Raw genomic sequence first — 21,886 nt, forward strand, 5'->3', positions numbered from 1 at the left:
GAAAGATTCAGATCACCGCACTGGCGCCCGGAATAGTCATGCGCGCTTGGGCGGCACCAGGGTCAGCTTTTTCGCAGGTTGTTTCGCATTGGGCGCGAGCAGCCGCTCGATTTCATCGGTAAGCAGCGGCTTGGAGTACAGATAGCCCTGCCCTTCACCGCAACCCGCGCGCAGCAGGAATTCATGCTGCCCCTCGGTTTCGATGCCCTCGGCGATGGTGTGCAGATCCAGGCTCCGTGCAATGGCGACCATGGCTTCGGTGATCGCCGCATCGTTGGTGTTGCCGGGAAGGCCCATGACGAAGGAGCGGTCGATCTTGAGGAACGCCACCGATGGCAGTTTCAGATAAGCCAGCGACGAGTAACCCGTGCCGAAATCATCAATGGCCACACCGATGCCCAGCCCATGCAGCGCCAGCATGGTGCGATGCGTGTCTTCGCCCAGATGAAGAATGGCGCTCTCGGTGATTTCCAGAATCAGGCGGGCCGGCGGCAAGCCGGTGGCCTGAAGTACGGCGTGGATGCCGGGAACGAAGTCCGGATGGCCAAATGAGCCCGCCGATACATTGACCGCCACGCGGATAGGTGGAAGCCGCGCCTCGTCCCAGCGACGCACCTGTGCGCAGGCCGTCTCCAGTACCCAGTGATCAATCTGGCGAATCAACCCGAGGCTTTCCGCGATGGGAATGAACTCGTCCGGTGGCACGTTTCCGCGATCCGGATGGTTCCAGCGGATAAGCGCTTCCACCGCCACGATGCGCCCGGTACGCAGTTCGACGCTGGGCTGATACACCACGTGGAATTCGTGCCTCGTCAACGCCTGACGCAGATCTGCCGCCAATTGCAGGCGTCGCCGCGCATCCGCATGCATTCGAGGCGTGTAGAAGCGCAGCGCATTGCGCTCTTCGGATTTCGCCGTGTACATGGCCGCATCCGCGTTGGCGATCAGCGTCACCGCGTCACTGCCATCGAGCGGAAATCCTGCGATGCCAATGCTCGCACTCAGGAATATTTCGTAGTCGCCCAGATCAAATGGCCGTGCAAGCGCCACCAGCAATGCCTGCGCGACGTCGTTGGCTTCCTCGCGCGAGCGCAGGTCGGTAAGCAGTACGGTGAACTCATCACCACCAATGCGACCGGCTACATCTTTACGTGCCAGTTGCGCCCGGATGCGCTCTGCAACACGCACCAGCAACGTGTCGCCGATGGCATGGCTGTAGCTGTCGTTGACGACCTTGAACGCGTCCAGGTCAACAAACATCACTGCCACGGCACCGCGCTGATGGGTCGCCTGCGTGATGGCTTCGCTGCACAGTCGCTCGAACTCCGAACGCGTGACCAGGCCGGTCAGTGGATCATGCGTGGCCAGATGCTGAAGCCGCTGGCGATCCGCCTTGCGTGCCGTGATATCCGTGACCACGGCCACGTAATGCTGCGGCCGCCCCATGCTGTCCCGGATGGCACTGATGCTCAGCATTTCCGGATAGGTGGTGCCATCGGCCCGGCGACTCTCTACCTCGCCCAGCCAGTTCGCTCCCTCGGCCACGTCTTCCCAGATCGACTGTGGCAATGGCTGGCCGTCGGGCAGCGTGCGTGTGGCGTCAAAGCGAGTGTGGCGCAACGCGCTTGCCGGGATGCCGGTGAGCCGGGTGTGTGCTTCGTTGGCGGTGGTGACGCGACGGTCGGCATCGGCAATGAGCACACCTTCAGCGATGCTGGCCAATGCTTCGGCGGCGATCCGGCGCTCCTGCTCGATGGCAACGCGCTCGGAGATATCGCGCACGATGGACTGGCACACGCGCCGGTCAGCCCACACCACCAGCGTACTCTGGGTTTCCACCGGAAGCGTGCCGCCCTCTGGCATGCGCAGGGAGCCCACGCCGGAATGCGGCGAGCCTTCCGCGAACAGGCTGGCCAGATCAATGCCCACCAGTTCGCTGCGCGCGCAGCCTATCCACGAGGCCGCGCGCTGATTGACGTCAAGGATGCGTCCGGTTTCTTCATCAGCCATGAAAATGGCGTCCGCCGCGCTGTCGAACAGCAGCGTGTAGCGCTCTTCCGTGCCGCGTATGCTGGAGAGAATGCGACCTGCCATGCGCAACCACAACAGCGATGCTATCGCAGCCACAGCCAGCACGGCGAAAAACAATACTTTGCCAAGCCACACCGCGCCCAGCGCGATCTGCAACGAGAAGAGTTTCGTGCGTGGCTCGATGTAGCGGTTGAGTGTGGCAATGCGCGCACGCGCTGCCGCTACGTCGTGGGGAGGAACCGTACCTTCGGCAAATTCCTTCTCAAGGTCCTGTGCGATCTGGTTCAGTTCTTCGAGACTGGAATCCACCGACCGCCATGCCATGTTCGCTTCTTTCATGTATGGCAGGTTGGCGAAATGGTTGAACATGAAAACCATGCCCGGAATGGCATCCGGAATGACATCTCCACGCGCAAAGGACGCCTCGACGGCCTGCTGGTCGAACTGCTTGCTGGCGATGGCGTCGCGGGCCGAACGGTCAGCCATCAGAATGGCGTAGTTGGCGTGGAAGCTTCTCAGGTGCACGGCATCGCCGCTGGCGGCGTAGTTGTCCAGGTCGATCACTGCCTGCTTCTGGGCTTTCGCCCAGACACTCTCGCCGTTAAGAAAACCAGCCAGAATGACCTGGGTCTGCAAAGCGCCCCAGGTAAGCAGGAGGATCAGGGCAACAACGGCCACAAGCGCGTAGGCCAGAGGCCTCAAGCGTCGCAACAGAGGTTGTTGCATGCCGGCATCGGTTTTGCGCATTGAGTCCTCAGGCTGCCCTTAGCTAGCGTCAATCATGCGCCACTTTGCAATGACGCTGCCCGATTATGCTGCGGCCTCGTTCACCTTATCGAACGAGCTTGCCGCATCCATGCAACGATCAAGGGTGATGCTCATGCTGACGTAGCTGCGGCGGACACATTCTCCGATGTGTTCCACCTCGTCGACCGGGGGGTTGCTCCCGAGCAACGCGCAGACGATTTCCAGAGCCTCCCAGGGATGGGTATCGTCATAGGCTGCGTGCAACTGTAGCCAGCGCAGGCTCGCTTTGCGGCCGATAATCGGCAAACTTTCCGCATAGGCCTTGCTTTCCCAGATCAGTTGGGACCAATCGCCCGTGGCCCCTTCCACGGCATAGTTGGTGGCGGCAATACCGGCCGCCAGCGAGTCCCGGGCGCTCACTTCCTCGCACCATTCGGCCAGAGCCTGAGAGCCTGCGGGCGACCGCCCGGTCAGAACCTCCTCGCGGGCGACGCCAGCCCCCTCGGCCCAGTTCAGCCAGTAATCGGCGTGGTTCTGCTCGACGCGGATATTGCGCACCAGCCAGCGCCGGGCCATGTCGTCGCCCTGGCTGCGTCCATAGCGCGTTTTCAGCAAACTATGCGACATGTACCCGGGGAAACGTTCGATCACCGGCCATACGCCCACCATGAAATTGCGGGTGGATATCGCATCCAGCTTTGCGGCACGCATCGCGTCCCACATGGAGTGCTCCACAATGCCCTGCCGCGCATCCGCGCAAGAGGAAACCATATCCTGCGCCCATGTCGGGTAGCTAAGAATGTCCATCTGCGGGCCGGTCAGTTCAAAACGAGCGTTCATATCAATCTCCAGGTCTGTATGTGTTACTGCCATTGAGTGAAAAGACAGGAACCGGCCCGGGTGCCCCGTAGCCGGCCCCTACCGGCGCAAAAGCGGGCGCCGGGCAGTCATTACGGCACAACCCTCTGATCGAGCGTGTCTGCGAGAGCTCCGAGAGCCCTTTTTCAGAAAATTCGCCCCCCCCAAAGCGACCCATCCCATGGGTCATGGGTCACAACAGGCCCCGTGAGGGCTATCGTGGGCCCCCCAACCCATGCCCGAAGGCGTATGACCATGGCCCGACACAGCTGGCTTCTCGCTTCTGCCATCACGATGGCACTTGGTATTTCCGCGGTTACCGCCGCGCCGGCCTCGGCGCCGGTCGGCGTCGACCAGACAGGGATCGACCGGTCGATCCAGCCGGGCGACGATTTCAACGGTTACGCCAACGGCAACTGGGAAAAGACGGCCGTCATTCCGTCATACCGCTCTAGCACCGGCATTTTTCTGCAGCTGTACGAGCGCGCCGAGAAGCGCACGGCCGATCTGGTCAAGGCGGCCGGCGACAGCCATCCGGCCAAGGGCTCTCAGGAGCGCCTGATCGCGGACTACTACGCGGCCTTCATGAATGTGGACGGCATCGAGAAGGCAGGCCTGAAGCCGCTGGACGGCGAGCTTTCCGCCGTTGATGCCATCAAGACACGCACCGACCTCTCCCGCGTGCTCGGCAGCCAGCTGCGCGCCGATGTCGACCCGATCAATGCCACCAACCTGCATACCGAACACCTGTTCGGACTGTTCGTGGCCCAGGGCCTGGAAGATCCGTCGCACAACATGCCGTATCTCCTGCAGGGCGGCCTGGGCATGCCCAACCGCGATTACTACCTGGGCACCGACAAGAACATGGTCGAGGCGCGCCAGAAGTATCAGGCGTATATCGCCGACGTCCTCAAGCAGTCCGGCACCGCCGATGCCGATGCGAAAGCCCGCGACATCCTGGCGCTGGAAATGAAGATCGCCAGTGCGCAGCAGAGCATCGTGGACAGCGAAGACATCCACAAAGCCAACAACCCCTGGCCCACCAGCGCCTTCGCCAGCAAGGCACCGGGCATCGACTGGAACGCCTATTTCAAGGCCGCCGGCCTGGATACGCAGAAAACCTTCATCGTGTGGCAGCCGGCCACCGTCACGAAGCTTTCGGCGCTTGTTGCCAGCGAGCCGGTAGAGACCTGGAAAACCTATCTGCGCTTCCATGTCATCAACGAGAACGCCTGGCTGCTGCCGAAGGCCTATGTGGACATGGCTTTCGAGTTCTTCGGCCACACGCTCCAGGGCACGCCGAAGCAGTCTGATCGCTGGAAGCGCGGCCTCGCCCGTACCAACATCGACCTGGGTGATGCGGTCGGCCAGATCTATGTGAAGAAATATTTCTCCGCCTCTTCGCGCGCGCAGGTGCAGACGATGGTGGAAAACATCCTCAAGGCCTTCGATGAACGCGTGGACAAGATCGACTGGATGACGGCCGCCACCAAGAAGAAGGCCAGCGAGAAGATCGGCACCGTCAAGGTAGGCGTGGGCTATCCCGATACCTGGCGCGACTACAGCAGCCTGGACATCCGTCCGGACGATGCTGTCGGCAATCATCTGCGTGCACAAGCACTCGAATACCGTCATCAGGTGGCCAAGCTGTCGCAGCCAGTGGACCGCAACGAATGGTGGATGACGCCGCAGACGGTCAACGCCGTGAATCTGCCGCTTCAGAATGCACTGAACTTCCCGGCAGCCATTCTAGAGGCACCGTTCTTCGATCCGAAGGCTGACGCCGCTTCCAACTACGGTTCCATTGGTGCGGTGATCGGTCACGAAATCAGCCATAGCTTCGACAACACCGGCGCCGAATTCGATGCGCAGGGTCGTCTGGCCAACTGGTGGACCGACGCCGATCAGCAGCACTTCAAGGCAGCCGGCCAGCGCCTCGTCGAGCAGTACAACCAGTACGAAGCGCTTCCGGGCCTGCACGTCAATGGACAGCAGACGCTGGGCGAAAACATTGCCGACGTGTCCGGCCTGGCCATTGCCTATGCCGCGTATCGCAAGTCGCTCAATGGCAAGGAAGCGCCGGTGATCGACGGCCTGACCGGCGACCAGCGCTTCTTCCTGGCATTCGCCCAGTCCTGGCGTACCAAGAGCCGCGACGCGGCGCTGCGTGCGCAGATCATCGGCGACGGCCACGCACCGGGCCAGTTCCGTGCGCAGACGGTTCGCAATATCGATGCGTGGTATGACGCCTTCTCGCCGAAGCCCGGCCAGAAGCTGTACCTGGACCCATCGCAGCGCGTGAAGATCTGGTAAGCCCCATGGCGACGACGGTCATCCGTCGTCGCCATTTTCCACATGTCCGTTCCTGACGACCCCAAGCCGCTCCCACCGCCCGAACCCGACCCGGAAGATTGCTGCGGTGAGGGTTGCGTGCGCTGCATCTACGATGTCTATGACGACGCCGTGGAGCGTTATCGCGCGCGGCTTTCCGAGTGGCAGTCACGCCACCCGGACACGCCCGCTACCAGTCAAGACGCTCCACCACCGAGCGCTTGAGCGCATCGTCAATGGGCGTGGAGTTGATGCTCTCCGGCAACGCTGCAAAGCGCGCATCGAACTGACGCACCGCATCCACAAAGCGCTTCGCGCGCCCCTCGTCGTCGCCGTTCTCCACAGCATAGGCAAGCACGCGCGCTGCCTGGCCAGCCAGATCAATGTCGTCGGGCAAGGATGAAATGTCGTTCCACACCTGCTTGAGGTGGCTTACCGCATCGCGCGCACGGCGCATCCGGTGCAGCAGACCGGCAGACTTCACAAATGCCGGATCGAAACGCGCCACGATGTCCTGTGCCTCGTCAACACAGGCCGGCTCAAGCTGCACGCGCACGCACAGCCACTGGGTGTCGAATAGCCACGTACCCGGCGCAGGAACGGCACTGAACGGGAGTGCACGGCCGTTGACTTCCACCGAATGGGGAACATCGGCGTCCAGCAGTTCAACGATGTACGTACGCAGGTCAGGCTTGCCGTCGTAAACACCATCCATCGCATCAATATGGACGCGATGCGTCCGGCCAGACCGGCGGCTGCGCACACCCGTGCGTGCAAACTGGCCGCGCTGGTAACCCTGCGTGGCGCCGTCGTCGTCATACAGCACGGTGTCACCTTCAGCCCCGGGAAACACCTGAAGGATGATCGTCGACGGCACGCTGGAAAGATCACGCAACCCTTCGGGGTAAAGCGGAAGCACGGCACCGGGGCGTACGAATACGGGAATTTCGTGCAGGCCGTAGCTTCGCTCGAACACCTGTCCGCCCTCGAAGGATTCGGCACCGCCGCGGCTGTACCAGCGCCCCGGTGGCAGCCACACCGGGAACGGCGCGGCACCGTCTTTCATGGGCACCGTCACCGGTGCAATGAGCAGATCGTCGCCGAACATGTATTGCCCGGGCACTTCATAAGCTTCGTCGTGCTCCGGCCAGTCGTAATACATGGGCCGAACCATCGACACGCCCGTGTCGTATGCCGTGCGCGATGCCGCGTAGATATACGGCGCCAGCCGGTAGCGCAGCCGGATGGCTTCAAAGATTGCGTCGCCATAGGGCGGGCCGAAATGCCAGGGCTCTTTGTGCAGGCTGGCTTCTTTGGCCGAGTGCGTGCGAAATACCGGGCTGAACACGCCGTACTGCATCCAGCGTGCGTAAAGCTCCGGGTCAATACGGCGTTCGCTTCGTGGAATGCTCTTGGCGAACGTGTGGCCACCGATGTCGTGGCTCCAGTAGCCGTACAGCACGTTGGACGCCATGGCGGTGAAATGCGGCTGATAGGCCAGCGATTTCCAGGTAATGACGCTGTCACCGGAAAAACCGATGGGATAGCGATGATTTCCAAGGCCGCCCCAGCGGTGATAGATCAGCCCGCGCGCGTCATCCCTGCGCTGCATCTCGGTAAAGAACACATGATTGAGCCACCAGGTATTGCTTAGCCCCGGATGCGATTTTGAATCTGGCCACTGCTGCCAATCCAGCCACCAGAAATTGACACCCTGCTCTTCCAGCGGATGCAGGATCGTGTCAAACAAGGCGCGCATGTACGGCTGCGACGCACCCTCGAAAGGTATGGGCGCGTTGGTCGAGGTATCCCAGGACAACGCCGCTGCCATCGCCTCGTACTTCTCTTCGTACGGCATCACACCAGATGCCGGGTGCAGATTCAGCGTGATCTTCAGGTTTTGCCCGTGCGCCCATTGCATGAAGGCGGCGGGTTCGGGAAACAGGCTGCGATTGAAGGTGTAGCCCGTCCAGCCGGATTTCTCGCCGAATTCGTCGGTATGCTCGTGGCCCTCGCGCAGCGACAAGCCGGGTGTGATGTGCCAGTCCATGTCCAGCACCAATACATCCAGTGGCACGCGCTCCTTGTCGAAACGCGCCACGAGAATGCGCAGTTCCTCGTCGGAATAGTTCCAGTAGCGTGACCACCAGTAGCCGAAGACGAAGCGTGGCGGCATGGGCTGCGGACCAGAAATGGCCGCGAAGTCTCCAATGGCGGCGCGATACGCGTGTCCGTAGCCGAAGAAGTACAGATCCTGATCGCCCTCGCCCTTTCTGGGCAACACCCAGCCGCTGTCATCGATGCGATAGCTGGTCGAGTCATCCACCACGTGCCAGCCATCACGGGCAATCAGGCCGTCTCCCAGCGGAAGCCTGCTGCCGTCCTGCCATATGTCGCCGTCATAGCGATCCAGCGTGCGGTACGTCCCGCCCAGGTTGTGATGTTGCACGGTGCCCGGCGTCCAGGAGATGCGCTGGTCGCCGTCCAGGACGTCGATCTGCAGATTCGATGCATCAAAAGGGCCATCACCTTTGCGGAACCGAAGCTGCAACGTGCCGGTGTCTATCGACAGCGTGGTGTCGTCTTCATCGAGGCGGAACGGCGGTACTTGCAAGGCCCGGAATACGGCGAACTGCGTTCTCTCATCATCGAACACGCCCAGCGCGTTCCATTCCAGGCGGATGACGCGCGGTGTCAGGACCGTGAATCGTGCGTTGCCGCGAACGATCGTTGCACCTTCGTGCGCAAGCGCGCAGTCGCGTGGAGCTGTCATGGGGCTTTGATCCTCTAACCGTCAGGCGATTCCAGTATGACAACCGAAGAATTCGCGAACGGTGAAAGCGTTCCGCCTTTGCCTCAGGAACCGGCCCAGGCACTGTGCCGGTGGGCTTCGTGCAGGTTCAGGCGCTGGTCTTCCACATAGCGATGAGCGGATCGCAGCAGTCCATCCAGTTCCACGATAGCCGCCGACATGCTGCCGCCCGCATCAATCAGCACGGCCAGATCGTCACACACCCGCGTTCCACCGGGTGCGCCAAGGTTGCCCACCACGTTTTTCAATGCATGCAGGGCTTCGGAAGCATCCGGGTATTCGCCGCGCGACAGCGCGTCACGCAAGGCTTTACCGTGGGTGCGCATCGCATCGTCGCAAAGGTCTACGAACTCACGCAGCTCCTTCGGCGAGACCAGCGCCCGCATGTCGTCCAGCGGTGCGCGGTGTGGATCGCCGGGTACGGGCGGGTCAATGGCCGGTTGCCAGTTGCGGGCGAACTGCTCCAGGCGGCGGTCTTCGGCGATGGACTCCAGGACGTCCAGCAGGCGCGGCGTGGGGATGGGCTTGGTCAGATAGGCGCGTGCTCCCCCCTTGAACGCAAGGCGGATGGCCTCCTGGCTGGAGTCCGCACTCAGCATCACGATAGGAGGCGACTGCGCGGAACCGGCGGCTTCTTCGATGCGCCGGATCACGTCCCAACCGGATCCACCAGGCATGTGCAGATCCATGAAAATGACGTCGAAGCTGCGATTGCCCAGGTGCTCCATGGCCTCATCGCCATCCGCGCAGAACGTGGCGGTGTGACCTGCACGCTCAAGAATGCGTCCAATGATTTCGCGATTGGCGGCGTGGTCGTCCACCACCATGCAGTTCAGTGGCGGCACGCGCGTGCGATGCTCATCCAGCCGGTCGATAACAGACAATTCCGATGAAGGCCGTGCACCCACGGGGGCACGTGCCAGCGGGAAGCGCCACGAGAACACGCTGCCGCCGCCCGGACGATCAGCCACGTCGAGCGAGCCATGCATCTGATCTGACACACTGCGCACGATGTAAAGACCCAGGCCCACACCGTCATTGGTGCGCGCGGCACCACCGCTTACCTGATGGAAGGGGCGGAAAATGCGGGCCTTGTCTTCATCCGCGATGCCGATGCCCGTATCGGTCACCGTACACAGAATGGATTCGCCCACGCCAACCGGCGATGGTGCAAGTCCAATGGCCACGTGCACGCGGCCCCCTGTGGGCGTGAACTTCACGGCGTTGGACACCAGGTTGCTCAGCACCTGCTCGATGCGGCCCGGGTCTCCCTTGAAGATGCCATCGACGGCCGGGTCGCAGGAGAACGTAAGGGTGATGTCCTTGTCCACGGCGTGCGAGCGGCAGACGTCGCGAACGGTGTCCAGCACTTCGTCGAACCCGAACGACTGATGCCGCAGCGTCAGTCGTCCGCCGTTGAACGACGCCACGTCCAGCACGGCATTCACTCGGTGCAGCAGCGCATTCGCATTGGAAGCCAGCAGCGTGACCAGACGGCGCTGGTCTTCGGTCATCGCGTCGGTGTCGATCAACGCCGCCGAGTGGATCACGGTGTTGAGCGGCGTGCGCATTTCGTGGCTCATCATTGAAATGAAACGATGCTGGGCCTCGCGTGACGCAATCGCCTCCACCGAGACTTCGCGCAACGCGTCCATCATGCGGAAGATCATCAACGGCAAAATGATGACGAGGGTCAGCGCATAGACGGCATAAGCCGGGCGACTGATCCAATAGCCCGACGGCGCGCTCACGGCCAGGATCACCAGTGACGCGACGATGCTGGCATAGAACGGCCGGCGCCCGTAACGTGCGCCCACGGCGACTGAAAGAAACGGCAGCACGGCCGTCAACGTGATCACCAGCATGAAGCCAAGCTTCAGCAGAACGCCCACGCCGACGAAGTTGGCGACCACGCCGATGGCATCAGCGCGACTGCTGTCACGCAGCCATGCGGCACGCACCAGCAGCATCCACACGATGCTGGCCACAAACAGGGCCACCGCCATCGGGAAGGTTTCCCGCGCGTCCTGCAACATCGCCGGCTGGGTGGTTGTGGTGGTCCAGTACGCAGTCCAGACCGTGGTCAGGCCCAGAAGTACCGCACGCATGACCGACACGTGGTGTTCACGGAAGGATGCAACGATTCGGTCGATCCGCGGGTGTCGCAGACGGGTTGCCACGTCCACCAGCATCGCGGCTTGCGCCACGTTGCCAGTGTTTGCCCGGTCGATCCCCATCCGTACTGCCCCTGTGCTTACCAGACCCCCAGTCTAGTTCGAACGAGAGCCCCGGCCGATACCCTCCTAAGCATGTAAACGTTTCCACTAACGCATTTTTATGCGAATCGGCATTCAGGGAGGCGCCGCGACGCCACTTTAGGAATTTCGTACAATTATGCGATCGCGGACATCGGTGCGCCGTACCGACGCGACATCCAATAAGGGACATCTTCAATGACGATCGCGTCCTGCGCGCTGCGGGCGGCTTTGCTCGCTGCTCTGGCCACTACGCCTGCCCTCACCTTTGCCGAGCCAACACCTGTTGTTGCCGATGATGCCGCCACGCCGGCTGCCGACGAAAACAACGATGCGGAAGTGAAGAAGTTCCTTTCCTCGCTGACGATGCAGACAGGCAACGTGTCGATCCCCGCCGCGCACGCCACACTGAAGCTTCAGCCGGGTTACGCCTTCCTGCCGGCGAAAGATGCCCAGCGCGTGCTGGAAGATCTCTGGAACAATCCGCCGGACAGCGACGTGCTTGGCCTGATCGTGCCGGGCGAGAACACCGATGTGCTGATGAAGGAAAGCGCCTGGGCGGTTGTGGTCACCTATTCCGATGACGGCTACGTCTCCGATGCCGACGCCAGCAAGATCGACTACGACGACCTTCTGAAAGACATGCAGAAGGAAACGCTGGAAGCCAACGAAGAGCGCGTGAAAGCTGGCTACGACGCCGTTGAACTCAAGGGCTGGGCTGCCGCTCCACATTACGACGCCGCCACGCACAAGCTGTACTGGGCGCGCGAGCTGGCGTTCAAGGACAAGGACGGCGAAGAAAGCCGCAGCCTGAACTACGACATCCGCGTGCTGGGCCGTCACGGTTACCTGCAGTTGTCGGCAGTAGCGCCCATCGGCCAGCTGGCCAAAGTGGAAGCGGACATGCCTCAGGTGCTGGCCATGACCGACTTCGACGCGGGCAAGCAGTACGGCGACTTCGACGAGAAGAACGACAAGATTGCAGCCTACGGCATCGGTGCGCTTGTGGCCGGCGGCATTGCAGCCAAGGCCGGCCTCTTCGCCAAGCTGGGCGTCCTGCTGCTCGGCCTGAAGAAGTTCCTCTTCGTTGGCATTGCGGCCATCGGCGCTGCGATTGCCAAGCTGTTCAAGAAGAAGACGAACTGATCCTGGCGAAGCCATGTGCGGCGCAGGTGCCGCGCATGGCTTCGCTGTTTACAGCGTGGCGCAGCGATTGCGCCCTGCGCCCTTGGCCGAATACAGCGCGCGATCTGCGCGTTCAAAAGCCGATGCCGGCGTGTCCAGCGTATCGAAGCGGGTGACGCCTCCGGACATCGTGACCTTGACCGGCCGCGAGCTTGCATGAAATGCCAGCCCCTCCACGATGCGCCTGAGGTCATCCGCGACATCCGTCGCTGCCGCCTGATCCATGCCCTCGAAGATCGCCACAAACTCCTCGCCGCCAAAACGCGCCACGAAAACCTCGTGCGACGCCGCATGCGCCGTCATGGCCTGGCCGACGATGCGCAGCACCGCGTCACCCGCAGCGTGGCCAAAGCTGTCATTGATCGTCTTGAAGTGGTCGATGTCGAACGCACCCACGCAAAACGGCGTACCTGATTCACGCAGGGCGCGCTCGCTTTGTGCCATGCGGCGCTCGTAGGCCAGACGATTGGGAATGCCGGTCAGCGGATCGGTCAGGGCCAGTTCGTGCTCGCGGCGCAGAGAGTCCTGCAGCGACGTGGCCTGGGTTTCCAGCTCTTCCACGCGGTCCCGCATCTGTGCAGTGCGGTCGCGCCAGGCGGCCAGGCGTGCCTCTTCCCTGTCGCGGAATTCGCGGAAATGCTGGTCAATCATTTCCAGCCGCGATTCGACCTGACGCTGCAACGTGCCGAGGTCCACAGCCTCACGGGTCTGCTCGCCCAGCAGGCGCATTTCCTCGCGGACGCTTGAGTCAAAGCCGCGGCCATCATCGGCCCCGGTGTGCTGTCCTTCCATTTCGCCAGCCAGGTAACGGGTCATCTCGCCCAACCGGCCGCTGACATCGGCCAGGAGCGCCTGAAGGCGATCAATGTCGGCACGCAGGACGTCGCGCTGCTGGTTGATCAGGTCGGCCAGACGCGCAACCAGCTCCGCCACGGCCTCCGCGTTCTGCGCCTGGCCCAGCGCACCGCGCAACGATTCCGCATGCTCGGCAAGGGCGGGCACCAATACCACGCGCAGCAACACCTGCCGCAGCGCCTCGACGGCCGGCGATCCGGCATCGGGGGCGGGTGTTACTTCCAGCGCGGGCGCGGTGGGTGGTGCCTTCGGTGAAGCATCCATTCGCGCAACGACATCGGCCAGCGCGTCCAGAAGAGGATTCAGCGCGTCAGGCGAGGATGCCTGCCGAAGACCGTCGCCCAGCTGATCGAGCAAATCATCCGCCTCGGGGCCCTGCCCGCGGGCAAGTGCCACCAGCCGCAGGACCAGCCGGCGCAAACCTTCTTCCAGCGCACGGAAATCGCGTTCGTCGCGCTCCATCCGTTCAAGCGCAAGATGATATTTGCGCTCCCAGTGTTCCTGCTCCACGCCATTCCCCGAGTCGACCGTGCCAGAAAGCACCGCGCTGGCGTCCCGGCCCGGTGCAAGAAAAGCTGCCGCGGCAAGGCGGCTCGCCGTGCTCTATACGACGTGCGAACCGCTTGCTTCGCATAATTGATTCAGGGCGTGGAAGTCCATCGCGCGGGCCACGTAATAGCCCTGCGCATGGTCGCAACCCACGCCACGCAGGTACTCCAGCGCATCCGCATCTTCCACACCCTCGGCCGTCACCTGGTAGCCCAGCCGGTGGCCCAGTTCGATCAGCGACTGCACGATGGTACGGTCGGTCTCGTCACTGGCCAGCTGCTGCACGAACATCTTGTCGATCTTGAGCTCGTGAACCGGAAGATGCCGCAGGTAACCGAACGAGGATTGTCCGATACCGAAATCGTCGATGGCGATGTCGATACCCATATCGGCTAGCCGGCGCAGGACTTGAAGCGCCGCCTCCGGCTCGCCGATCACCGCGCTTTCGGTGACCTCAAGCACGATCATGCTACCCGGCACCCCGTGCATGCGGAGAAGCTGGCCAACCCGGTCAGGCAGCTCGGCGTCCTCAAGATCACGGGCTGACAGGTTGATGGACACCTTCAGCGCATGCCCCCGCTCGCCCAACTGATGAACATGGGCAATGGCGGTCGCCAGCACCCAGCGGGTCACCCGGCCAATGTTGCCGGTTTCCTCCGCCGCGTAGATGAACTCTTCCGGCTGAATCCATCCACGCGTGGGATGGTTCCAGCGGATCAACGCCTCGGCCGCATCCATGGTGCCGTCGGCCAGGCGGAGTTTGGGCTGGTAGTGCAGTTCCAGCGCATCCGAATCAATGGCCGCGCGCAATTCGCTCATGAGCGAAAGACGCTCCGGACGATGGGCGTCCAGATCGGGATCGTACACATCCACGCCCCGGGTCGAACCGGCCGCCGCAAACTGCGCCACTTCGGCATGGCGCAGCAGCGTCGCCGCCTGCATGCCATGTTCTGGCGCCAGTGCGACACCAATGGCCGGCCCCATGTCGATGCTGACGTCAGCCTCGGTGTACGGGTGACCCAGCGCGTCCAGCAGGCGGAAGGCCAGACCGATGGCAGCCGCGCGATCCGCTCCGGCCATCCACAGAACGAAGTGCGTATCCGTGGCGCGAGCCACCAGATGATGACCGGCCAGCTGCCGGACCCGTGCGCCGGCGTCACCCATCAGGCGATCTGCCAGCGCATGGCCAACCGTCTTGACGATGTCGGGCAGACGGGTCAGGCCCACCAGCAGCAACGCGCCTTCGGCACCGGGATGGCGCGTCAGGTAGTCATCAATGTCGTCTTCGGCGGCCGTGCGGTTGGGCAGGCCTGATACCGGATCGTGCATGGCCTGATAGCGGATATGCCGCTCGCGCTCGCGCACGGCCTCGCTCATCGTGCGGATGGCCAGCGCCAGCTGACCTATTTCGTCTGTGCGGTTCACCACCACAGGGGTGTCGTAGTCACCGGCCTCGATGCGCCGCGCGACTTCCGCCAGCGCTTCCACGGGGCGCGACACGCTGCGCGCCACGAGCCACGCCACCAGCAGACCCGTGGCCAGCGACAGGGCAAGCAGCGCCGCCCATGCGCCACGCACCGCCCGATACGGCGCCAGTGCATTGTCCAGCGAATAACCGATCAGGGCATACACCGGCGAACTGCCGCCCGGCGTCTCCAGCGGCTGCGCGAGCAGAAGCATCTGCTGGCCATCAACGTCTATGCGAGTGGGCGTAAGAGGAAGCGGAAGGCCGGCGGCACGCAGCCCGGAGGCCAGATTCAGGTCACCCGCGCCACGAGCCACCACGACCCATTCACTGTCCGCGCCCCGGGTAATCAGCTGCGCATATCGCGGAAGCACACTGAGGTGCTGCATGTGTTCGATCAACGTGTCGTCCACGGGAATGCTGGCGGCAATCCGGCCAATCGGGTGCGGCGCCGAAACCGGCACCGTAACAATCCAGAACGCATTGCCGTCCACCGTGGTCACCGCCGCCGCGCGGGCGCCAGCGCCGTCCTTGAGCAGGTCAGGTAAAGGAAACGGGTGCGGCGTAGCGTCGCCGGCCGTGTCTTCCTGGACCACGCCATGCGTGTCGATCATCTGCATGCGCTCAGCACCCATCCGCTGACCGCTGGTACGCAGGATCGAGAGCATCGCTTCCCGGTCACGGGATGCCACAGCCGCACGCATGCCTGCATCCAGCGACATCGACTGGGCGCTGGTGGCAACGCCGGCCGAAAGGTCGGTCATCTGCGCCACGAAGGCCGCGGCATCGGTGCTGAGCTGGTGCCCGCCGTCCACCATGAGCTGGGACCGGGCGACGCCGGAGGCGAGCGAGGCCGTGAGCACCTGCACGACTACCAGAGTGCCCACGAAAAACAGCCCCAGACGAGTGCGAAAACCGAGCGCTCTCATTTGCCTCGCAGCCAGCCTGGCATGACAGGAATTACCTCGGATATCGCAAGAAACAGCGCAGCCTGACGGATCAGGCGCTCCGTTCCGGATTGGTGCTGCCAGTACATGCGGTTCCCCTAACGACCACGGGCTAGCCTACATGGCTCATCCCGTTATCGAAAGGCATTAGCGGGTGTCAGACGAACGTTTGGGAGCACGTCCTTTCGTACCTGTTCGGCAAAACCTCAGAAGCTGCTCATAACTTTCGCAACCACGTCGTGCTTACGCAGCAAGCCATTCGAGCGGAAGGCCGAACGTTTCATCTGCAACAAATATGCACGAGAAAAGGTGTTTTTCCTGTCACTCCGATTTGCCTCATGGCACTAAGGCATTTCTTTGTTGACACCTCATGGACGTCCGTTTACTTATCCGCCCACTGCACGAATCGGAAGCGAAAGGATATGTCGCTCTTCAGGACGCAGGCGCATCGCGCCCACACCACGGATGACATGGGAACCATCAATCTGCGCTCACCTGTCGTCGGCAGGTATGCACTTGGCGTCGCAGTGGCGCTTATCATCATGATCGCCTTGCACTACGCATGGATGATCTGATCGACAACGGGCGACGGCGATTCCTGGAAATCATCCCTGTTGGTTCGTTTGTCGACGGGCCAAACCTCGTTACAAAGGCAAGCTGATGCGTCGACTCCTGCTCCTGTGCATTCCGGTACTGACCGCGTGCGCCAGCACATCCGAACACCTCTCGAAGCGCGCACCCGCTCTCACCTACGACATCGTCGCCACTTATCCGCACGAAACCTCCGCGTTCACTGAAGGCCTGCTACTCCATCACGGGGTACTTTTTGAATCGACGGGGCTTCCCGGCCGCTCCACGCTCAGACGCACTGACCGTGCTGCACAGCTATCCTGCTCCGTCGGCATATCGCGTGAGACATTCGGCGAAGGCATCGGCGTACTCTCCGGCTATCTTTACCAACTAAGCCAAAGCGCTCCGACTGTTCACGTCTACGACATACGTGACCTCGCACCCGTGGACACGCTGTCTCTGCCCGGCGGTGGCTGGGGCATGACCTCCGATGGTCGTCGCCTCATCGTGAGCGACGGCACTGCGCGCCTTCGTTATTTCGAGGAGCGCATGCGCCATATGGAAACACTGGAAGTCACCGAGCACGGTCGCCCCGTGGAGCGGCTGAACGAGCTGGAGTGGGTGAACGGCGACATCTACGCCAATGTATGGCCCTCCACCCGCGTGGTCCGGATCAATGACCAGAGCGGTGAAGTCACCGGCTGGCTGGACCTCAGTGCCATCGCCGCACAAGCCAATACCAACGACAAGGACAAGGACAAGGACAGCGTGCCCAACGGCATCGCTTATGACCAGAAGCGCAACACCCTTTTGGTCACCGGAAAATACTGGGCGAAAATCTACGAGCTGCGCCTGCACGATCCCTGACGGGCACGCCGGATCTCCCTTGCAATGCCACGACGTCATCGGTAGCTTCGGCGCGGCCCCGTGCCGTCACAAGCCCACCGGAACGTACCCATCGTGAATCAGTCGCCTGCCCGCCGCACGCCGCGCCGTTACCGAACGGCCATTGCTCTCGCCCTCGTTACCCTGCTTGGACAATCAGCGGTCGATGCCGACACCATTCCCGTCTACGGGTACAAGGTCGTGAAGCGGTATCCGCACGATCCGAAAGCATTTACGGAAGGCCTTTTTTACGAAGACGGCTTCATGTACGAAAGCACAGGCCAGATCGGTGCCTCCACCGTCCGCCGCGTGGATCTCGACACGGGCGAAGTCCTGCAGCGCGCCAACACGTCGTCAGGCTATTTCGGCGAGGGCATCATTGCGTGGGGCCCGAAGCTGATCCAGCTGTCGTGGCAGCAGGGCATCGGTTTCATTCTTGACCGCAAGACCTTCGCGCTGAAAAGCACTTTCACCTATCCAGGGGAAGGCTGGGCTCTGACGCGCGATGCAAAGCACATCTACATGAGCGACGGCACGCCAACAATCCGCGTGCTTGATCCCGATACCCTGTCACCGGTGAGCACCATTCAGGTAACTGCTGACGGAAAGCCGGTACCCAACCTCAACGAGCTTGAGTGGGTAAAGGGACAGATTTACGCCAACGTCTGGCTGACCAACCGCATTGCGCGCATTGATCCGAAAACCGGCCATGTGGTGGGCTGGATCGACCTCAAGGGTCTGATCGACGAAAAGGAACTGGCTGATCCGGGCAACGATGTGCTCAATGGCATTGCCTATGACGCCGAACACGACCGCCTGTTCGTCACGGGTAAGCGTTGGCCTTACCTGTACGAGATCAAGCTGACCCGTTGATGACGTGACACTCACTTCCACCGACATTCCGCCGCGGTGAAACAAAAAAAAGCCGCCGCGCCCCGCCCGCCCTCTCCGGCGAACGGTGCGCGACGGCCCTGTCGCAACTTTACTTCTGAGCCTTCAGCCAGGCATCGACCGACGGCAGGCGCTCGCGCACGACCATAGAGCGATACTTGATGTTGGCGATTGTAGTATCCGAATCACGACGCGCGTTCTCCGCGATGTTGGCCTTGGCAAACGCCTCGATCCGGGGAACCAGCGAAAGATCCAGCGACGAGCCACCCAGCATCGGATAGAAGCGGCTGCCGGTGGTGCTGTCGATGAACTTGTCCACCTGCGCCTTGTGCGCCACCGCGAAATCAAACGCCATTTCCGGATGATTGCGCGAGACGGCACCGATCATGTCGGCGCTGTTCGTGGCACCCGGCTCGTCGGTCAGGGCCAGCTCAAGCGCACGCTTGGCCAGCGCATCGTCCTGCGGGATGGACAGCATGGTGTAGAGCTGGTCCTTCACGAGCGGCGTGGTTTCAGCCTTGGCTTTTGCGTGCAGGGCATCCCACGTGGCGGCGTCAGCATTGCTGGCAACGACGTACGTGATGATCTTTCGCAATTCGCCCGGGACGGCCTTCGGGTCGGTGTCCTGCGCGGCGTAACGACGACGGGCTTCGTCGATCACCTTCTTGTCGCCCAGCTGCGCAAGCGTGGCAATCAGCTCGGAACGAAGAATGGAAACCGATGCGGTATCGGACGACTTGCTTTCCCAGCCCACGCGCTCGAACACCGGGTGCAGACGACCCACGGCGTACTTGCGCAGCGCGTTCTGACGCGTGGTGTCGCCCTTGTAGTAGGCATCCAGGCTGCGCAGATCGCCAGCCACCACGCCCCACATTTCCGGCGCCGCGTCGACCGGCACCTGCTTGGCCAGATCAAGGAAGTTCGACACCGGCTCCAGACCTGCCAGACCCAGCGCCCATGCATCGCCGATCATGCCCATCTGGTCGATGGCAGGCAGTTTCGGATAGGCGGTGCGAAGGCCAGCGAACTGGTCCTGCGGGTACAGCGTGCGGTAGTAGCCCGACTGGCCAGCGTTGACCAGCACCGGGCCGCAACCGGGCAGCGAAACCGAAGCGGTACCGTCCACCAGTGTGGTGACGCTGGCGCCATCCACCGTCTTCGCAATCACCGGCACGTGCCAGCGCAGCGGCGTCTTGCCCGGGCGGTCCTTGGTGAACTCACCCTGGGTGAACGTCACCGAGGTCTTGCCGCCTTCGCACTTGGCAGCCGACACCGTGATGAGCGGCACGCCCGGCTGCAAGGTGAATTCATGCGCGATGGTGGTCACGCCAGGACCGGCCACAGCATCCATTTCCTTCCACAGGTCGTCGGACACCGTGTTGCCGTATGCGTGCGCCTTGATGTAACGCTGCACACCCTGCTGCCATTTATCGGCGCCCACATAGCCCTCAAGCATGCGGATCACCGCCTCGCCCTTGGAATAGGTGATGGTGTCGAAAGCCTGGCTGGCCTGCTCCACGGTGTCGATGTTCTGCACGATGGGGTGCGTGGTGGCGATGGCATCACGCGACATCGCGCCTTCACGCGTGTAGACCGCATCGAGCTGTGCATTCCATTCCGGATGCAGCTTCTCGGTGGTGCGCGCGGCCATCCACGAGGCAAAGCCTTCGTTGAGCCACAGGTTGTCCCACCAGCGCATGGTCACCAGATCACCGAACCACTGGTGCGCCATTTCGTGCGCGGCGGTGTTGAAGATCGCCTGCTTGTCCGACTGCGTGGAGATGGACGGGTCCAGCAGCAGCGCATATTCGAACGTGAAGATCGCGCCCCAGTTTTCCATGGCGCTGAAGAACTGGCTGCGACCCGGCGATGCAATGTTGTCCAGCTTCGGCAGCGGGTACTTCACGCCGAAGTAATTGTTGTATTCCTGCAACACCGCCTTGGACGATTCGAGCGCGAAGTTGGCCTGGTCGGCCTTGCCCTTCTGCGCGATCACACCGATTTCGGTGCCGTCGATGCTGGTGGTGGCGCGGTCGAATTCACCCGTGCCGAAGAACAGCAGATAGGTGGACATCTTCGGGGACGGCGCGAACACGACGTGCGTGTTGCCGTCGCCCTTCTTGTCGGTGGTGGCGGCCGGCATGTTGCTGACGGCCATCTGGTCGGACGGCACTGTGACGTCCAGCGTGAAGGTGGCCTTGTAGTCAGGCTCGTCCCACGACGGGATGAAGCGGCGTGCGTCGGAGTTTTCAAACTGCGTGTAGAGCGCGCGCTTCTTGCCGGCCGTGGTGTCGTAGTCGATGGCGAACAGGCCGTTGGCCTGCGTGCCGATCTTGCCCGTATAGGTCATGGCCAGTGTGTAGCTGCCCGCAGGCAACGGCTTGGCAAACGTGAAGGTCGCCGTCTGTGCGTCTTCGTTCACTGCCACCTTCGGAGCGGCGAGTGCCTTCTTGCCCTTGGGCGTCAGCGTCACGGCCGAGAAGTCCATGCCTGCGGCATTCAGGGTGATGCTGGTGGTCGGATGAAGCACTTCGACCGCGATGCTGACCTTGCCGTCGAACTTGAGCTGTTCGGCATGCGGCACGATGGAAACATCGTAGTGGCTGGGGCGGACGTCCCGCGGCAGCTGCGTCGTGGTCTGATCGGCGGCGAAACTGGCCATCGAAGCGCTGGCCAGAGCTAAGGCAATGGCGGATACGAGTGCGGTACGCATGTCTACCCCATGTACATGATTGAGGCGCGATAGTGATCCCGCCAGCAACCATGCCGTAACAGCCGGAAGTCATGCCGTACAAACTTACGCCAAGGGCACGAGTGCCAGAGTGGCCACCGAAATGGCCTCTGTGACCCAAAGCACACAAGCCATGCGCATGCCGACCAGAAGCTTCTGGATGCTGCCCGCGGCATCCTTGGGCAGACGATGCCAGCCCACCACATAACGCAACGCGTATAACGCCGACCATGACCGGCGCGGCGTCAGATCGGCACCGCCACCGTATTTGTAATGCATGATTTCGGCGAACGCATACGCCAGATGCCCATAGACAATAAGCAGCATCACCGCCGGATACAGGATGATGAAGTCAGGCGGCTGATTCGCCGGCAACACCAGGCAACCGTGACAGTCCGTCTTCGCCAGGGCGTTGGAAAATCCCTGATAAACGAACGCGCAGATGAACAGAAACACCAGGCCGTACCACCAGCGCAGCACCGTCAGAAATCGCGCCAGCTCCGGCGATGCCGCAGGCCGGAGGCCGAAGAAGAACGCCATGAAATACGAGCCATCGTGATATCCCGCTCCCTGGCGCTGACCAGAATCGTTAAGCACAGCGCCTGTGCGCTTCACGAAAAGCGCCACACTGATCGACCATCCGACGGTCAGCGCGATCCAGCCATAGAGGAGCCAGGTCACGCGTGCCTCCGCAGGAATATGTGAAGCGGCGACGTGCGCTGGCAATGATTCATCGTCACGACGTGATCCTCCCCGTGAAAGGCCCGCCCAAGC

The 21,886-nt window shown here is 62.3% G+C and carries 14 protein-coding genes; 6 read left to right on the forward strand and 8 right to left on the reverse strand.

The features are described 5' to 3' along the window. Window positions 1–36: 36 nt before the first annotated feature. Together FHW69_RS11395 and FHW69_RS11400 are read right to left on the reverse strand one after the other, a co-directional pair. The gene (locus tag FHW69_RS11395) at window positions 37–2,757 is read right to left on the reverse strand and encodes an EAL domain-containing protein (RefSeq protein ID WP_183423168.1); all 2,721 of its coding nucleotides are present in this window, start codon (window positions 2,755–2,757) and stop codon (window positions 37–39) included. Window positions 2,758–2,841: 84 nt separating this feature from the next. Further along, window positions 2,842–3,618, reverse strand: coding sequence for an iron-containing redox enzyme family protein (locus tag FHW69_RS11400; RefSeq protein WP_183423169.1), 777 nt, complete (start codon window positions 3,616–3,618; stop codon window positions 2,842–2,844). A 273-nt stretch (window positions 3,619–3,891) separates the two neighbouring features. Here FHW69_RS11400 and FHW69_RS11405 point away from each other — a divergent pair, with 273 nt between their 5' ends. Together FHW69_RS11405 and FHW69_RS11410 are read left to right on the forward strand one after the other, a co-directional pair. Further along, window positions 3,892–5,949, forward strand: coding sequence for a M13 family metallopeptidase (locus FHW69_RS11405; protein WP_183423170.1), 2,058 nt, complete (start codon window positions 3,892–3,894; stop codon window positions 5,947–5,949). Window positions 5,950–5,991: 42 nt separating this feature from the next. Then, window positions 5,992–6,192, forward strand: a complete 201-nt coding sequence (locus FHW69_RS11410; RefSeq protein WP_183423171.1) for an oxidoreductase-like domain-containing protein — start codon at window positions 5,992–5,994, stop codon at window positions 6,190–6,192. On the opposite strand, the gene FHW69_RS11415 is transcribed toward FHW69_RS11410, so the two are convergent. Together FHW69_RS11415 and FHW69_RS11420 are read right to left on the reverse strand one after the other, a co-directional pair. Further along, the gene (locus tag FHW69_RS11415; RefSeq protein WP_183423172.1) at window positions 6,158–8,740 is read right to left on the reverse strand and encodes a glycoside hydrolase family 31 protein; all 2,583 of its coding nucleotides are present in this window, start codon (window positions 8,738–8,740) and stop codon (window positions 6,158–6,160) included. The two genes, FHW69_RS11410 and FHW69_RS11415, sit on opposite strands and share 35 nt — an antisense overlap. 83 nt (window positions 8,741–8,823) lie before the next feature. After that, entirely contained in the window at window positions 8,824–11,016 is a 2,193-nt protein-coding gene (locus FHW69_RS11420) for an ATP-binding protein (RefSeq protein ID WP_183423173.1), read from the reverse strand. 216 nt (window positions 11,017–11,232) lie between these two features. Between FHW69_RS11420 and FHW69_RS11425 the strand changes: the two genes are divergently transcribed. Continuing rightward, window positions 11,233–12,180, forward strand: a complete 948-nt coding sequence (locus FHW69_RS11425; RefSeq protein ID WP_183423174.1) for a DUF2167 domain-containing protein — start codon at window positions 11,233–11,235, stop codon at window positions 12,178–12,180. Window positions 12,181–12,228: 48 nt separating this feature from the next. Here the strand turns inward: FHW69_RS11425 and FHW69_RS19220 are convergent, their stop codons facing one another. Then, window positions 12,229–13,617, reverse strand: a complete 1,389-nt coding sequence (locus FHW69_RS19220) for a GGDEF domain-containing protein (RefSeq protein ID WP_183423175.1) — start codon at window positions 13,615–13,617, stop codon at window positions 12,229–12,231. 60 nt (window positions 13,618–13,677) lie between these two features. Beyond that, complete coding sequence (locus FHW69_RS11435; RefSeq protein WP_183423176.1) at window positions 13,678–15,975, reverse strand: EAL domain-containing protein; 2,298 nt, start codon at window positions 15,973–15,975, stop codon at window positions 13,678–13,680. 482 nt (window positions 15,976–16,457) lie between these two features. Between FHW69_RS11435 and FHW69_RS11440 the strand changes: the two genes are divergently transcribed. From FHW69_RS11440 to FHW69_RS11450, 3 genes are all read left to right on the forward strand, one after another. Next, window positions 16,458–16,610 (forward strand): hypothetical protein, encoded by a 153-nt coding sequence (locus tag FHW69_RS11440; protein WP_183423177.1) that lies wholly within the window; start codon window positions 16,458–16,460, stop codon window positions 16,608–16,610. Between the two features lie 85 nt (window positions 16,611–16,695). Next, complete coding sequence (locus tag FHW69_RS11445; RefSeq protein WP_183423178.1) at window positions 16,696–17,472, forward strand: glutaminyl-peptide cyclotransferase; 777 nt, start codon at window positions 16,696–16,698, stop codon at window positions 17,470–17,472. A gap of 141 nt (window positions 17,473–17,613) precedes the next feature. Further along, window positions 17,614–18,363: a glutaminyl-peptide cyclotransferase gene (locus FHW69_RS11450; RefSeq protein ID WP_183423256.1), complete on the forward strand. Its 750-nt coding sequence runs from the start codon at window positions 17,614–17,616 to the stop codon at window positions 18,361–18,363. Between the two features lie 109 nt (window positions 18,364–18,472). Here the strand turns inward: FHW69_RS11450 and FHW69_RS11455 are convergent, their stop codons facing one another. Continuing rightward, on the reverse strand, window positions 18,473–21,094 hold the full coding sequence (locus tag FHW69_RS11455) for a M1 family metallopeptidase (protein ID WP_183423179.1): 2,622 nt from the start codon (window positions 21,092–21,094) through the stop codon (window positions 18,473–18,475). Between the two features lie 84 nt (window positions 21,095–21,178). Further along, the gene (locus FHW69_RS11460; protein ID WP_183423180.1) at window positions 21,179–21,793 is read right to left on the reverse strand and encodes a hypothetical protein; all 615 of its coding nucleotides are present in this window, start codon (window positions 21,791–21,793) and stop codon (window positions 21,179–21,181) included. Window positions 21,794–21,886 lie beyond the last annotated feature (93 nt).

This window comes from Luteibacter sp. Sphag1AF (assembly GCF_014192715.1).
In the GTDB taxonomy this organism is placed as follows: domain Bacteria; phylum Pseudomonadota; class Gammaproteobacteria; order Xanthomonadales; family Rhodanobacteraceae; genus Luteibacter.